The sequence below is a fragment of the Marinomonas ostreistagni genome (assembly GCF_016461785.1).
GTDB lineage: Bacteria > Pseudomonadota > Gammaproteobacteria > Pseudomonadales > Marinomonadaceae > Marinomonas > Marinomonas ostreistagni_A.
On sequence record NZ_JAEMUH010000002.1, the window covers coordinates 1 to 16288 of the forward strand.

Sequence of the window (16288 nt, forward strand, 5' to 3'; positions counted from 1 at the left end):
AACCTTGGCAAGGTTGTGCTCTACCACTGAGCTATTCCCGCTTTAAGCTTTCACAAACATCAGCTAAGCTAGCATGGTTTTGCCAATCCGTAGATTGGCGTCCCATAGGGGGTTCGAACCCCTGTTACCGCCGTGAAAGGGCGGTGTCCTAGGCCTCTAGACGAATGGGACACTTGTGCGCCTTGCTGTGTAAGCGGGTGCGTATATTACTGTTAACAAACGGAAAATCAACAACTTTTTTTAAATATCTGTAATCTAAGCGAAAAAAAGTTGTTTCCTGTACTTTTACCTATAACAACTACTCAATTAAAGAGGGAGAACAATGAAAGCATTGATCGCAAGCAGCCTAGTCCTTGTTGCACTAGGCCTACAAGGCTGTGCCAACACAACCCACACCATCAATATCGAACCTCAAGATACAACTCTAGAAGCTCAGTACAGTAACCAGCGCCAAATCCATGTTGTCGTGAAACCTTTTCAGGAAACCTCTGTTGGTCACATCAAAACAGGAATTGGAGAAAAGGCAGATATCGAAATCGGCAACAATGTTCAACAAGCCTTGAGCGATTACATGAATAACAAACTTAACATGCTTGGCTTTAAAACCAATCAAGGCCAGTTGCCAGCAACACTATTCACCATTGAGCTGAATGAGCTTAGCTATGTCACTAAAACCATTGCTCTTAAAACAGAAGCTAAACTGACATCACAAATACGTGCAACGGTTTCACAAGGAGAGCAAACATATACCGCTACTTTTAAATCAGAGAAGGTAGACCAATATGGCACACTACCAGATAGAGACGTTGTGGAAAGTGAGATCAATGAACTGTTAGGCAAAACCATTGACCGAGCTTTTAAAGACAAGAAGCTTGTCCAGTTACTCGGCCAATAATAGCTCCCCTACTATTTCAGCCTAAGCTTCTCCTTTAGGCTGAAATTTCAACGAAGCAGAGTTTACACAGTATCGAATGCCAGTTGGCTTTGGACCATCTGGAAAGACATGACCAAGATGCGCATCACATTTTTCACATACAATTTCGACACGCTGCATCATCCAGGAGTTATCTTCTACCTCTTTAATGTTTTCTTTATCTGCATCATAGAAGCTCGGCCATCCAGATCCAGAATTATATTTTGTTTCTGAATCAAAAAGATGCGCTCCACAACAAACACATTCGTAATGACCTTCTTCATAAAACTTTTCATAACGTCCAGTAAACGCTCGCTCAGTGCCTTTCTGACGAACGATTTGATACACTTCTTCTGGGAGACGCTGCTTCCACTCTTCATCACTTAGTGATTGAAACTGGCTCGGCTGTTGTTCATTACTCATAAAACATGACTCCTGTTTTTGTGTCTCTACATTATAACTGATTCCATTACCCTATATGAGGAAGCGTGGTGCAAATACGTAAATCGAATAAACTTGCAAACATCTGCTATGAGATTCGCGGACCAGTACTTAAAGAAGCGGTACGTATGGAAGACGAAGGCCACCGCATCCTTAAGCTAAATATCGGCAATCCAGCACCATTTGGCTTCGAAGCTCCTGACGAAATCCTAGTTGATGTCATTAAGAACTTGCCTAACGCGCAAGGGTACTGCGAATCAAAAGGCCTGTTCTCTGCGCGTAAGGCTGTTATGCAAAAATACCAGGCCCTAGGCATTCGTTCAGCCAACGTCGAAAACGTTTGCATGGGCAATGGAGTCAGCGAGCTTATCGTGATGGCCATGCAGGCTTTACTAAATGATGGCGATGAGATTCTTATTCCAGCGCCCGACTACCCTCTTTGGACCGCTGCCGCCACCCTATCTGGTGGTTACGTACGACACTATTTATGTGATGAAGAAAATGGCTGGCAACCAGATATTGCCGACATCAAATCAAAAATCACCAATAAAACCAAAGCACTGGTAATCATCAACCCAAACAACCCAACTGGCGCTGTCTATTCTGAAGCCATATTGAAAGAATTGGTTGCACTCGCCGAAGAACACGGCCTACTGCTGTTCTCTGACGAAATTTACGACAAAATTTTGTACGACGACGCCCAACACATTCCGACCGCTACTTTAACGGAAGGAAAAGTACCATGTGTCACATTTGGCGGCTTATCAAAAGTCTACCGAACAGCTGGCTTCCGATCTGGCTGGATGATTATCACAGGTCCCAAAACAGGTATTGAAGATTATATTGCTGGTATAGACATGCTGAGCTCTATGCGCCTATGTGCCAATGTGCCGGCACAACATGCCGTGCAAACAGCCTTAGGTGGCTACCAAACCATTAATGAATTAACCGCACCTGGCGGACGATTATTCGAACAGCGCAACTTAGCATGGGAAATACTAGACAGCATCCCTGGAGTTCATTGCCATAAGCCTGAAGGGGCTTTATACCTCTTCCCAAGACTCGACCCTAAAGTCTACAACATTAAAGATGACGTAGAAGTGGCCCTTCGCTTCCTTAAAGAAGAAAAGGTCTTGCTGGTACATGGAACAGGCTTCAACTGGCCAACACCAGATCACTTACGTATCGTATTCTTACCACACGTCGAAGAATTGCAGCCTGCCATGGAACGCTTTGCTGCGTTTTTATCTCGTTTGCGCAATTAAATCCTACTTGAAAAGGAACCAATTGCCCCTATGATGCTCCATAGTATTTTCACTCTGGAGCATCTCTATAATGCGTATATTGCTTTTCCTTTTAACCAACATTGCGGTTTTGGTCGTTGCCAGCATCGTTTTGAGTGTTTTGGGCGTTGAGCGCTACATTTCAAGCAGCGGTTTAAACCTCACATCACTACTCATTTTCTGTGCCGTATTCGGTTTCACAGGAAGTATTATTTCCTTATTGCTCTCTAAAAAAATGGCGAAATGGGGTTCAAAAGCTCAAGTAATTGAGCAGCCACGTAACCACAAGGAGCAATGGCTTCTAACGACTGTTCAAGAGCTGGCAAATGACGCTGGTATTAAAATGCCAGAAGTCGCTGTTTTCCCTGCTCATGAAGCCAATGCATTCGCGACTGGCTGGAACAAGAATGATGCATTAGTGGCCGTTTCTAGCGGTATGCTAGACCGTTACCCACCAGATGAGATCCGCGCAGTCATGGCACACGAAATTGGCCACGTTGCAAATGGCGACATGGTGACATTGACCTTGATTCAGGGTGTGGTGAACACTTTCGTAATGTTCTTTGCTCGTATTGCAGGTTATGCAGTGGATCAGTTCCTACGCCGCGATGAAGAAGGTGAAGGTTCAGTGGGTTGGGGTTACTACATCGCAACCATGGTCTTCGAAATTCTATTTGGCATTTTGGCAAGTATGATCGTGATGTGGTTCTCTCGTTACCGTGAGTTTCGCGCAGATGAGGCCGGAGCCCGCTTGGCAGGTAAAGGCGCGATGATTGCAGCTTTAGCTCGAATTCAAAGTGAGCATGAAGTGTCGCACATGCCCGATACGATGGTTGCATTTGGTATTCGCCGCGGCCGAAAATCAAGCTTCGGCGAGCTATTTTCCAGCCACCCACCGATTAACGATCGAATTGCAGCATTACAAAAGCTGTAATCAGACCCAATAAAAAAGGCCCGATGGGCCTTTTTTTATTATTCACAAAATCTAACGCTGCTTCTTTGAAATACTTTCCAGTATGAATGCCAATAGTGGAATGCCTTGCTCTTTCTCTATGTTGTTGAACTTTATTCCATAAACATACATATATTCTACGTTCATACGCGACAAAAAAGCATTGTCAGCTATGGAGGCCTGCAACTGCTCCAACATCTGAATCTCTTGCGAGCGAATCTCACAATCTATTTTTAGTATATGTTTAAAACCACCAATCTGAAGATTCAAAGCCATCTTCATGGTTTGATTGACAGAGCCAAAATCTTCTTTAGAAATGATTTTACAGCCACCGGTACTTAGGTCAACAACGACACCCGTCGCACCCGTCAAAATAGGCTGATCCCCTCCTGACTCCATAGAACATATCAATCGCGTTTCTACACGAACGGCCTGCCGCACTTCAGACGCATCAACCATTTCAGGGGTCGATATATGCAAATGCGCAGAAGGCTCCAAATAGCTTTTTGCGATTTTTGTTGAAAATGCACACACCACTGTCTCTGACATCAAGCGCACATTGACCACTTGGTTATCACGAACAATGATATTTTTACCATTCACACGAGGACATGAGACAATTAAAGAGCGCCCAGAAATTCGGCCCAAAACTTTTACTGTATGTCGACCTGGTGGCGAGATAAATTCAATTTGAACACTTGTACCGACAGGTATAGAAATACCATCAAAAGCAACTTGCGTGACTTCCGCCATTAATACTCCTAAAGGCCTACTTGATGAAATCCTAACGCATTAAGTTCACTGGAAAATTCAGGATGCTCTATGGTCATAGTATTGAATTCATCACGTTCAACGTAATTTTTGCGCAGCCAATCAAAACCATTAGCAAAATTACCACTCATGACATACTTAAAACGGGCGGAATCTCTTGCCACATCAAAACAACATTGAATTGCTCGGTTGATAGCTTCCTCTCGCTTAAGCGCAAAGTTCATTTTTATTTCACAAATACTACCCTGACTTACAGCTTCCGCAAAACTACTTTTTAATGATATATCAAAGAATTGGCAGACTGACTGATAAATAAACCAAGTACCTTTCTCTCTACCTTGTTTGCTGTATCCTGCAATATGAGGTGTTGCGATATCACATATTGCTGCCAATTGCATATTAGGATGCGGCTCTTCATGCCATACATCAAACACTAAGTTAAGATTACCATCTAGTGCGTGAAACCGTTCTATCAGCCCGACCTCATTAATAATACCGCCTCGACCAGCTGAAATGATTGTTTGCCCTGCGGCCAAGTGAGATACATATTCATCATTAATCATATCAAAGCTTGGATAATCGCCAGTATGCGTTAATGGTGCATGCAGGCAGATCACATCACAGCTCATCACTTCACAAAGTGTGGTTAAAGTTACCCCTGCAACTGTCTCTTCCACCAGTGGATCATAAGCAATGACCTCACATCCCAACTCAACAAAACGTGACGCTACACAACGGCCGACATTACCCTGCCCGACTACACCAATTTTAGCTTCAAGCCAGTTTAGCGACTTAGTGAAATACAAATATGACAACGAACTAAAAACGTAGTCGGCTACGGCATCAGCATTACAACCAGGCGCACTGTTAAAACCAATACCCTTTGCCAATAAGTATTCCGTATCTACATGATCCGTACCTATGGTGGCACTTCCAACATATTTAACAGGCGTTCCTTCGAGCAACGACTCATTTACTTTGGTAACAGAGCGCACTAACAGTACATCCGCATCCATTAATTGCTCTTTCGATAAGGAGCGACCATTAACTAGGGTGATGTCGCCTAAACCGCCAAAAAGCGCTTCAACATTCGGCATATTCTCATCGGCAATAATTTTCATAGCACTCTCTTAGGTGGGGTATAACTAAAGATTCTGAAGACTGATAATGGCGAGCAAATAAAGCTTGGGCAAACAGTGAGACGCGATTGGGAAGACCATTCTCTATCAGTTCTGACACTCGATGTAAAACAACGTTTCTAAACGGAGATGGGTCATAATCAGGTAATGCCAAATTATCCACGCTGACATCAAATTTCATTCCGCATGACCAATGGAATAGACATTCATATGCTTGAGGTTGCACCTCAAATTTTTCAAACTCTTTTTGCTGAGCGAGGGTACGACCATCTTCGGCATACCAATAGCCAAAATCGTCTTGTTGACGCCTTTCTTTTCCAGCCACACACCAATGGCTGACTTCATGCAAAGCACTTGAGGCGTAGTTGTAACGATATTGAATTTGACTGACACCAGACTCATCACAAGCCAAATAAAATGGTTCGTCAAAACCGCCCTTTAAAACTGTTTGGTAGGTCGAAAAAAAGACGTCATAAAACGTCTTTTCGAGAAATTGTGCGTTCACTTAATCACTCAAAATCAAAGCCCTCTCTCATCACGAGGGCTTTATTCAAAAATGACTTAGCCACGGAAGTATCGTGATGGGAAGAATGGCATCTTCGCAGGGGTTAACGGGATAAGTTTACCACGTAATGAAGCGAAAAGGGGCTGCTCAAGTTTATCTGTCTGCACATAACCCATGACAATTGGCTTCTCAAGGGATGGTGCAAAGCCACCACTAGTAACAGAGCCAGCTAAATCACCTGATTCGGTCACAATATCCACACCTTCACGAACTGGCGCCTTACCTTCAACCAAGAAACCAACACGCTTACGCGAAACACCTTCTGAAAAATGCTGTAAAACCACATCAGCCCCAACAAAGTTACCAGCACGCTCACCTTCAGCACGACGAACCTTCTGAATCGCCCAGGTGATTGAAGCTTCAACAGGGGTAGTCGATTGGTCTAAGTCATGGCCATATAAACAAAGACCCGCTTCTAAACGAAGTGAGTCACGGGCACCAAGACCAATCCATTCCACTTCTTCTAGAGCAAGTAATGCTTGGCAGAAAGCTGTGGCATTCTCGTTTGGCACAGAGATCTCGTAACCGTCTTCACCAGTGTAGCCAGAGCAACTTACCCAAAGCTCAACATCGTTCCACATCACCTTAGTGGATTGCATAAACACTAATGCTTTTAGTTCAGGCAATAGCTTAGCCGCCGCTTCACGAGCTTTAGGCCCTTGCAGCGCAACCAGGGCACGATCAACCACTTCGACTGACGTTGTTGGTAAATTGTTAGTCAAATGAGCAACATCTTGTTCTTTACAAGCAGCGTTCACTACCATGTAAATTTCTTCATCGCCCCAATTTGTAAACATCAAATCATCAGAGATACCACCATTAGCAGTCGTAAACACACCATAGCGTTGTTGATTAAGTCCTAAACCAATGACATCGACTGGCAAAAGCGCTTCTAATTCTTGCTTTACGTTCTCGCCACGCAAAATAACTTGTCCCATATGCGACACATCAAATAGACCAGCCGAGGAACGCGTCCAAAGGTGCTCTTTCTTCACCCCCATTGGGTATTGAACAGGCATTTCATAGCCTGCAAATTCGACCATGCGAGCGCCAGCATCGACATGCGCTTGATATAAAGGAGTACGTTTCATGAGCACCTCTGGTTAACATTAAATCAAAATGGGATGTTTCGGATGTTTCCAATCGGAAACAAAGTATCTTCGTTAATCTAAATGAATGCAACCAAGAATGAGTTTTCTTCTATTAAAATCCAGCACTACCAGTTGCTACGCGAGTAGAATGCACAAAACTAAACGCTTGGTCAATTTTCCTATTTGCGACATATTTATGAATTCATGCGATTTTGTTTTTGAACACATGTTTCCAATCGGAAACTTTTTGTTTATGATGCATTCATCTCATAGCAATGCAGATGATTAGTACGAAAGCAGAGATGATCTTTTTTCAATTCATTTTCCGACATAAATGATAGAATAAGAATTGTCTCAGAATGTCATCGACATGAATTTCAATTAAGAGGATCTCAAAATGGCTAACACTGAAGCCTTTTTCAGCCAAGCGCTTAAAGACCGCGATGCTGAGTTATTCGCAACGCTTGTGGAAGAGCAAGAACGCCAAGAAACAGGTATCGAGCTTATCGCATCTGAAAACATCGTTTCTAAAGCTGTACTAGAAGCTCAAGGCTCTGTTTTGACTAACAAGTACGCGGAAGGCTACCCTAACCGTCGTTACTACGGTGGCTGTGAAGCGGTAGACGTAACTGAGCAACTTGCCATTGATCGTGCTAAGAAACTGTTTAACTGCGAATTTGTTAACGTTCAGCCACACTCTGGTGCACAAGCAAACGGTGCTGTAATGCTTGCATTACTTCAGCCAGGTGACACTGTAATGGGTATGACACTTTCTTCAGGTGGTCACTTAACTCACGGTGCTGCACCAGCTCAATCAGGCAAATGGTTCAACGCTGTTCAATACGATGTAAACCCAGAAACATTGTTGATGGACTACGATGCGATTGAAGCACAAGCTCTTGAGTGCAAACCGAAAATGATCATCGCGGGTGGCTCTGCTATTCCACGTCAAATCGACTTCAAGCGTTTCCGTGAGATCGCTGACAAAGTAGGCGCTTACCTATTCGTTGACATGGCACACATTGCCGGTCTAGTTGCTACAGGCGTTCACCCATCGCCTCTTGAGCACGCACACGTTGTTACAACAACAACTCACAAGACTCTACGTGGCCCACGTGGCGGTATGATTCTATCTAACGACCTTGAACTAGGTAAGAAGATCAACTCTGCTGTATTCCCTGGCTACCAAGGTGGCCCACTAATGCACGTTATCGCTGGTAAAGCGGTTGCATTCGGTGAAGCACTAAAACCAGAGTTCACTGACTACATCAAGCAAGTTGTTGCTAATGCTAAAGCGCTAGCAGAAGTAATGGTTGAGCGTGGTTGCGACATCGTTACCGGTGGTACCGACACTCACCTAATGCTTGTAGACCTTCGTCCAAAAGGTCTAAAAGGTAATGCAGCGGATGCCGCACTTGAGCGTGCTGGTATCACTTGTAACAAAAACGGCATTCCATTCGACACTGAAAAACCAATGGTTACTTCAGGTATCCGTCTAGGTACACCTGCGGCAACCTCTCGTGGCTTCGGTGAAGAAGAATTCCGTAAAGTTGGTCACCTAATCAGTGACGTACTAGACGGCCTAGTTGCAATGCCAGAAGGTAATCCTGAAGTAGAAGCTCGCGTAAAGGCAGAAGTACAAGAGCTTTGCAAACGCTTCCCTCTTTATCGCTAATTTGCGCAATGCCCGAGAGATATTCTCGGGCTATTTATAATAAAGGATAGATCGCCATGAGCAACATTCCATCGAATTTGAAATACGCGGACTCTCACGAGTGGGTTTTAGATAACGGTGACGGTACTGTTACTGTTGGTATCACAGACCACGCACAAGAACTACTAGGTGATGTTGTTTACCTAGAACTGCCTGAAGTTGGTGCAGAAACCACTGCTTCTGAACAGTTTTCTTTGGTTGAGTCCGTTAAAGCTGCATCAGATATTTATGCCCCTGTATCTGGTGAAGTTATTGAAGTTAACGAAGCTCTGGATGACTCTCCTGAGCTTGTTAACGAATCACCTTTCGAGGACGCTTGGATCGCTAAAATCAAACTTAGCGATGCCAGTGAACTAGACAAGCTAATGGACGCAGACGCGTACGCTAGCTCTATCGAGTAATCGATACCACACCCCTCTTCTAGAGGGGTGCTTCTCCCCATTTATCTTGCAATTTCTTTTATAGGTGACTTTCCATGACATCGTGTATCCGCGATTTGCTAGGCAAAGACGAATTTATCGCTCGCCACATTGGTCCTGATTCGAGCGAACAGCAATCGATGCTAAACACTCTAGGCTTCGACTCATTAGACCTATTGATCGAGAATACCATTCCAAACGCGATCCGTTTGGCCAATCTTGATATGTCTAAACAGCCCGTCAGTGAGAACGAAGCACTGTCGCAACTAAAAGAAATTGCAGGTCGCAACAAAGTTGCCCGCAGTTACATCGGCATGGGTTACCACGACACATTCGTACCAACGCCTATCCTACGTAACCTGCTAGAAAACCCAGGCTGGTATACAGCGTACACGCCTTACCAACCAGAAATTTCTCAAGGACGCTTGGAAGCATTATTAAACTTCCAACAAGTGATCATTGATCTAACTGGCATGGAGATTTCTAACGCTTCGCTGCTGGATGAAGCAACTGCCGCAGCAGAAGCCATGACGCTTATGCAGCGCTCCAGCAAAAAGAAAGTCAACACGGTGTTTGTCGCAGACAATGTGCTACCTCAAACCATCGACGTTGTAAAAACACGAGCAGAACTGCTTGAGTTTGAAGTCATCGTTGACGATATTGCCAATCTTGGTAACTACGATGTATTCGGTGTCATCGTTCAATACCCTGGCATCGACGGCTCTGTAAACGATTTAAGTGATGTTATTGCTCAAGCACACGAGCAAAAAGCCTTGGTCACCACAGCGGTAGACCTATTGTCACTAGTATTATTGAAATCCCCTGCAGACATGGGTGCTGACATCGTTGTGGGTAGCGCACAGCGTTTCGGTGTACCAATGGGCTTCGGTGGACCACACGCTGCATTCCTAGCAACAAAAGACAAATTCAAGCGCTCTATGCCTGGCCGTGTAATCGGTGTTTCTAAAGATAGTCACGACAAGCCTGCACTGCGTATGGCGATGCAAACCCGTGAGCAGCACATCCGTCGTGAAAAAGCGACCTCTAACATTTGTACAGCGCAAGCACTGTTAGCAATGATGGCCGGTTTCTACGCGGTATATCACGGCCCTAAAGGTCTAAAACAAATCGCGTCACGTGTAGCGGGCTTCACAAACATCTTCGCGAAAGCCCTTAAAGGCACTTACTCTTACAATGGCACTTACTTCGATACACTTGTTGTTAAGACGCTTGATAAGACAGATGCAATCCTTAAGAGCGCAGCTGAAAAGAACATCAACCTGTACCGCGCAAGCAGCACTGAGCTGTCGCTATCATTCAGCGAAACAAGCACCATCGAAGATCTATACAACCTAGCAAGCAGCTTCGATGTAGAACTGACTGACGAAATGCTAGACGCAGAAGTTGGCTTCGGTATCGAAGAAAGCATGCTGCGTACTGATGACATCCTAACGCACCCAGTGTTCAACTCGCACCACAGCGAAACTGAACTAATGCGTTACATGCGTCAGTTAGAAGTTAAAGACATCGCGTTAAACCAAAGCATGATCCCACTAGGCTCATGTACGATGAAACTTAACTCTGCCTCAGAAATGATCCCTGTAACATGGGAAGAGTTTGGTCGCATCCACCCATTCGCACCAAAAGCACAAGTATCGGGTTACCAAGCACTGCTTAATGACCTAATTGCTATGCTGTCTAAAGCGACGGGCTACGACACTATTTCTTTGCAGCCGAACTCAGGTGCGCAAGGTGAATACGCAGGTCTAATCGCGATCGACAAATACCACAAATCTCGTGGCGACGATCAGCGTGATATCTGTCTAATCCCAAGCTCTGCACACGGTACTAACCCAGCGTCTGCAGCCCTTGCCGGTATGAAAGTTGTTATCGTTAAATGTGACGAGAACGGCAACATCGACATCGCCGATTTGAAAGAAAAAGCAGAGAAACATGCTGAAAATCTAAGCTGTATCATGGCGACTTACCCATCCACTCACGGTGTGTTCGAAGAACAAATCCGCGAAGTATGTGACATCGTGCATGACAATGGTGGCCAGGTTTACATCGACGGCGCTAACTTGAACGCCTTGGTAGGTATCGCACCTCCAGGTAGCTTCGGTGGTGACGTATCGCACTTGAACCTACACAAAACATTCTGTATCCCACACGGTGGTGGCGGTCCAGGCATGGGGCCTATCGGTGTTAAATCACACCTAGCGCCATTCCTACCAGGCCACGCAGTATCACCTGTTGTTCAGAACGAAACTCAACACGGTGCAGTATCGGCAGCACCTTACGGTTCGGCAAGCATTCTAGTCATCACTTGGATGTACATTAAGATGATGGGTGACCGCGGTCTACGTGATGCTACATTCCACGCGATCCTTAATGCGAACTACATCGCGAAACGTTTAGGTGATCACTACCCTGTTCTTTACACTGGTAAAAACGGCACCGTAGCGCACGAATGTATTATCGACATTCGTCCGATCAAAGCAGAGTCTGGCATTTCTGAAGAAGACATCGCTAAGCGTCTAATGGACTTCGGCTTCCACGCGCCAACTATGTCATTCCCTGTTGCTGGCACACTTATGATTGAGCCTACAGAGTCTGAAAGCCGCGAAGAACTTGATCGTTTCTGTGACGCGATGATCCAGATCCGCAACGAAATCGCGAAAGTCCAAGCAGGCGAATGGCCTCTAGAAGACAACCCACTAGTAAACGCACCGCACACAGCAGCGTCTCTACTAAATGGTGACTGGGCGCATGCTTACACTCGTGAAGAAGCGGCTTACCCACTACCATGGATTGCAGCACGTAAATACTGGCCACCAGTAGGTCGTATCGACAACGTTTACGGTGACCGTAACTTGTTCTGTGAGTGTCTACCTGTAGAAAGCTACCAAGACTAATCACAGATTAGTTTAGACACCAAAAAGGCGAATCCACGGATTCGCCTTTTTCGTTTTGTATGCGCTGGTTCTGTCCCAAGATACGCTCCTGTAGGACCTCGCTGCGCGAGGGAACATTGCTCCTGTCGAGCGTACTCCGTTCCGTGGCCTAAAATTGTGGAAAGGAGCCTCCTTGCCCGGATTTATTTCTGATAACGGACTAGTTGCTAAAGAATTCGTGTTCCGTCTTCCTCATGCGGCTTAAGATCCACCCCTATACTTTTTGAAGTTGGGGTATCACTGAATTCACCGATGCTATCTAAAGGTACCAGCGGATTGGTTTCAGGGTAATAAGCAGCAATATTTCCTTCTGGGATGTCGTAAGGCACAAGTTTGAAGCCTTTAGCTGTTCGCTCAACTTTGTCATCCCACAAAGAAAATAGATCTACTTTCTGCCCTGCTTCGAACCCTAAACGTTCGATGTCAGATGGGTTGATAAACAACACTTGTCGCTCGTTTTTGATGCCACGGTAACGATCATTCATACCATAAACGGTCGTATTATATTGATCATGAGAGCGTAAGGTCTGTAGCACTAAAGATTGATCACTCATCATCTTACTCGCATTGAGAGGCAAAATGCTGATGGGTAGATCATGTGAGTGCATGACGGCTTTTCCGGTTGGGGTGTCCCATATGCGCTCACGAGGGTGACTACCTAAGTAAAAACCTCCAGCTTGCTTAATCTTTTCGTTGAACCCCGTAAATGCAGGGAAGACATCGGCAATCATATTTCGAATATGGCCGTAGTCTTCAACGGTCGCCATCCAGTCTACTGGAAACTCCCCAAGCGTCGCCTGGGCCATACTTGCGATGATCCATGGCTCTGAACGCATTTGCGATGACAGAGGCTCCATAACACCACCCGATGCATGCACCATACTAAACGAATCCTCCACGGTGACAACTTGCTCTCCACTACGCAGAAGGTCGATGTCAGTTCGCCCTAAACAAGGCAAAATCAGGGCGTCTTTACCCGTAATTAAATGAGATCGGTTTAGTTTGGTACTGATCTGAACGGTTAAATCACATTGTTGAAGCGCTTCAACTGTCGCTTGCGTATCAGGCGTTGCTGCAGCAAAGTTGCCTCCCAAGGCAATGAAGGCTTTAACCTTCCCTTCCTTCATCGCCCGAATGGTATCAACCACTGCGTAACCATGCTCTTGAGGCGGCTTAAAGCCAAAGCGCTTCTCAAGGCTATCAAGTAATACTTGGCTCGGCTTTTCATTAATCCCCATAGTCCGGTCACCCTGAACATTACTGTGACCACGTACAGGGCATGCCCCAGCCCCAGGCTTGCCGATATTGCCACGCAAGCTTAAGAAGTTGATGATTTCATGGATAGTCGGCACGGAGTGGTAATGTTGAGTCACCCCCATTGCCCAAGTGCAAATGGTTCGCTCTGCATTGGCATACTGATTCGCTGCATATTCAATGTCATCACGGCTAAGGCCTGATTGCTCCAGAATCTTAGACCATGGTGTTTCGCGAACGCGATCAAGGTAGGCTTCATAACCTTGTGTATGATCTTTTAAGAACGCCCAATCTAGCAGACTTTCTCCTGCGTCTTCGCGTTCAACTAAATGCTTGGCTATGCCCCGAATCACCGCCATATCTCCGCCCAGTTTCGGTGTAAAATAGGCAGTGTTGAGCGGTTTAGACGAATTTGTCAGCATTTCCACTGGGTTCTGCGGATGTTGGAATCTTTCTAATCCACGCTCTTTTAAGGTATTAAACGTTAATACCTGAGCACCATTTTCGACGCAGTCACGCAGGGTATCAAGCATACGTGGATGGTTTGTACCGGGATTTTGCCCAAATACAAACACACAATCCGCTTCTTCAAAGTCGTCAATAGTAACCGTACCTTTACCCGCACCAATACTACTGGTTAACGCATAACCACTGGCCTCATGACACATGTTCGAACAATCTGGGAAGTTATTGGTACCAAAAGCTCGAACAAACAATTGATATAGGAACGCTGCCTCATTGCTCGCACGGCCAGAGGTATAAAACGCGCCATAATGCGGCGAAGGCAACGCCTTGAGATGTTTGGCAATCAATGCAAACGCATCTGCCCAAGTAATCGGTTCATATTTGTCTGAATCCGAGATATAGCGCACTGGCTCAGTAAGTCGCCCTTGATATTCTAAGAAATAGTCACTTTGCTCTTTTAACCAGCTTACGGAATGCCGAGCAAAAAAATCTGCGCCGACTTTACGAGAAGTTGCTTCCCAATTTACGGCCTTCGCCCCGTTCTCACAAAACCGTATTTTGGCGGGATCGTGCTTTTCTCCCCATGCACATCCAGGACAATCAAAACCTGTCGGCTGATTTGTCTTAAGCAGTGTAAAAATATTTCTGGTGGCATTTCGACTTTTCAATAAGTGCTTAGTGGTGCTTTTTAATGCGCCCCAACCACCTGCTGGGCCTGAATATGGGGTCAAGTAAATATCGTTTTTGCGCATGCGACGCTGGATCCATAAAGCAAATCATGGCGCAAACGAACAGTCGACCATGACAATGGGTTAATGAGAATTGGTCACAAAATAGCATAATGACCTACCTCGATACAGACCCATTATGTGGATCAATTAGTCATTATGAAAAAGTCTGAAACTAAGGTAGGCAGCATGATCACCATGCATCAACGATTGATAAAATCAAAAAAGCGAGCTTAGCGCTCGCTTTCAAAAACATTGTTTCTTAGATAAATTTTATACGCGACGACAAGCCGCAGCCGTAAATAAAACATCTGTTGAGCTGTTTAAAGCTGTTTCGGCAGAATCTTGCAAAACACCAATAATAAATCCGACTGCAACCACTTGCATGGCGATGTCATTAGGAATATTGAAAAGACTACATGCTAAAGGAATCAGCAATAAAGAACCACCTGCCACACCAGAGCTACCACCCGCAGACACCGCAGCAATGATGCTAAGAAGAATAGCAGTCCCCATATCAACAGGAATACCTAAAGTATTCACCGCTGCTAGGGTTAATACTGTAATGGTGATTGCTGCCCCAGCCATATTGACCGTCGCGCCAAGTGGAATCGATACAGAGTAGGTATCTTCGTCTAAACCAAGCTTTTCACAAAGCGCCATGTTAACTGGAATATTCGCCGCTGAGCTTCGAGTAAAAAATGCAGTGATACCACTAGATTTCAAACATTGAAAAACGAGTGGGTACGGGTTCTGACGAGTCGCTAGGAAGACTAATAGCGGATTTGTCACTAGTGCAATGAAAAGCATGGCACCAATTAGTACAGCTAAAAGATGAGAATAGCTAAATAATGCCTCGAATCCTGTCGTAGCAACGGTATTGGCCACCAAACCGAATACACCAAAAGGCGCTAGACGAATGACAAAACCTACCACAGTCGTTATGCCATCGGCTAAGTTTTGCAATAGGTCTTTTGTTGTGTCTGTAGCTTGACGTAGACCAATTCCGATCACGATTGCCCAAGTCAGTATACCGATGTAATTTCCATTAACTAAAGCGTTAACCGGATTATCAACCATATTGAATACAAGGGTTTGTAGCACCTCACCAATACCTCTTGGCGCAGCACGACTTAAATCTGTCGCAACCAGATTTAATTCACCTGGAAAAGCAAAGCTGAACATAACCGCTGTTACTGCGGCGATCAGTGTTCCAAGGATATAAAGCACTAAGACTGGTTTGATATGTGTTTGCTGATTTTTCTTATGATTTGCAATGGAAGCAATAACGAGTAAGAAAACCAGCACAGGCGCAATGCCTTTCAATGCCTTAACAAAAAAGCCGCCTAATATCCCAGCGGACTGTCCAGCACTGGGTGCAATCGAAGCTAAAATAACACCACAGACAATGCCAACAATAATTTGCAACACAAGGCTGCCATTCATGTAACGCTGAAAAAGCGTCGGGGTCGAGCTCATAGCCATGTAAAGGAGTCCATCATTTTTTTGAGCGTGCACCATAAAGCATCACAAACAATAAATGAACCTTTAAGGTTAAATTGTCTTGAAAATCTCCAATTCAATAGATAAAAAACAGCT

The 16288-nt window shown here is 45.0% G+C and carries 13 protein-coding genes and 1 tRNA gene; 6 read left to right on the forward strand and 8 right to left on the reverse strand.

The annotated features are described in order from the left end of the window. Nucleotides 1-95 precede the first annotated feature (95 nt). Nucleotides 96-171 (reverse strand) — tRNA-Glu (locus JHD44_RS01690). A 151-nt stretch (nt 172-322) separates the two neighbouring features. Here JHD44_RS01690 and JHD44_RS01695 point away from each other — a divergent pair. Beyond that, a complete protein-coding gene (locus tag JHD44_RS01695; RefSeq protein ID WP_199460477.1) occupies nt 323-895 on the forward strand; it encodes a YajG family lipoprotein in 573 nt (190 codons plus the stop codon). Between the two features lie 21 nt (nt 896-916). On the opposite strand, the gene msrB is transcribed toward JHD44_RS01695, so the two are convergent. Beyond that, the gene (gene msrB / locus JHD44_RS01700; RefSeq protein ID WP_199460479.1) at nt 917-1336 is read right to left on the reverse strand and encodes a peptide-methionine (R)-S-oxide reductase MsrB; all 420 of its coding nucleotides are present in this window, start codon (nt 1334-1336) and stop codon (nt 917-919) included. A 68-nt stretch (nt 1337-1404) separates the two neighbouring features. Between msrB and JHD44_RS01705 the strand changes: the two genes are divergently transcribed. Next, nucleotides 1405-2619, forward strand: a complete 1215-nt coding sequence (locus JHD44_RS01705; RefSeq protein WP_325097031.1) for a pyridoxal phosphate-dependent aminotransferase — start codon at nt 1405-1407, stop codon at nt 2617-2619. 67 nt (nt 2620-2686) lie between these two features. Then, nucleotides 2687-3571 carry a protease HtpX gene (gene htpX, locus JHD44_RS01710; RefSeq protein ID WP_199461016.1) on the forward strand — a complete coding sequence of 295 codons (885 nt, stop codon included), beginning with the start codon at nt 2687-2689 and terminating at the stop codon, nt 3569-3571. 51 nt (nt 3572-3622) lie between these two features. On the opposite strand, the gene JHD44_RS01715 is transcribed toward htpX, so the two are convergent. Genes JHD44_RS01715 through gcvT form a run of 4 tightly spaced genes read right to left on the reverse strand, consistent with a single transcriptional unit; the run spans nt 3623 to nt 7155 of the window. Further along, nucleotides 3623-4342, reverse strand: a complete 720-nt coding sequence (locus JHD44_RS01715; RefSeq protein WP_199460483.1) for a flagellar brake protein — start codon at nt 4340-4342, stop codon at nt 3623-3625. A gap of 8 nt (nt 4343-4350) precedes the next feature. Continuing rightward, nucleotides 4351-5481: a 4-phosphoerythronate dehydrogenase gene (locus tag JHD44_RS01720; RefSeq protein WP_199460485.1), complete on the reverse strand. Its 1131-nt coding sequence runs from the start codon at nt 5479-5481 to the stop codon at nt 4351-4353. After that, nucleotides 5462-6004 (reverse strand): elongation factor P hydroxylase, encoded by a 543-nt coding sequence (locus JHD44_RS01725; RefSeq protein WP_199460487.1) that lies wholly within the window; start codon nt 6002-6004, stop codon nt 5462-5464. Before JHD44_RS01725 ends, JHD44_RS01720 begins: the two co-directional genes overlap by 20 nt. A 56-nt stretch (nt 6005-6060) precedes the next feature. Beyond that, nucleotides 6061-7155: a glycine cleavage system aminomethyltransferase GcvT gene (gcvT, locus tag JHD44_RS01730; protein ID WP_199460489.1), complete on the reverse strand. Its 1095-nt coding sequence runs from the start codon at nt 7153-7155 to the stop codon at nt 6061-6063. Nucleotides 7156-7552: 397 nt separating this feature from the next. Here gcvT and glyA point away from each other — a divergent pair, with 397 nt between their 5' ends. The 3 genes from glyA to gcvP all read left to right on the forward strand — a co-directional run bounded on the left by glyA (nt 7553) and on the right by gcvP (nt 12203). Beyond that, complete coding sequence (gene glyA, locus JHD44_RS01735) at nt 7553-8830, forward strand: serine hydroxymethyltransferase (RefSeq protein ID WP_133559855.1); 1278 nt, start codon at nt 7553-7555, stop codon at nt 8828-8830. A 56-nt stretch (nt 8831-8886) separates the two neighbouring features. Further along, nucleotides 8887-9270, forward strand: coding sequence for a glycine cleavage system protein GcvH (gene gcvH, locus JHD44_RS01740; RefSeq protein WP_199460491.1), 384 nt, complete (start codon nt 8887-8889; stop codon nt 9268-9270). Nucleotides 9271-9344: 74 nt separating this feature from the next. Next, on the forward strand, nt 9345-12203 hold the full coding sequence (gene gcvP / locus JHD44_RS01745; RefSeq protein ID WP_199460493.1) for an aminomethyl-transferring glycine dehydrogenase: 2859 nt from the start codon (nt 9345-9347) through the stop codon (nt 12201-12203). Between the two features lie 206 nt (nt 12204-12409). Here the strand turns inward: gcvP and JHD44_RS01750 are convergent, their stop codons facing one another. Both JHD44_RS01750 and sstT read right to left on the reverse strand, forming a co-directional pair. Beyond that, a complete protein-coding gene (locus tag JHD44_RS01750) occupies nt 12410-14713 on the reverse strand; it encodes an FdhF/YdeP family oxidoreductase (protein ID WP_199460495.1) in 2304 nt (767 codons plus the stop codon). A gap of 249 nt (nt 14714-14962) precedes the next feature. Next, complete coding sequence (sstT, locus tag JHD44_RS01755) at nt 14963-16168, reverse strand: serine/threonine transporter SstT (protein WP_199461018.1); 1206 nt, start codon at nt 16166-16168, stop codon at nt 14963-14965. Between the last annotated feature and the right edge of the window lie 120 nt (nt 16169-16288).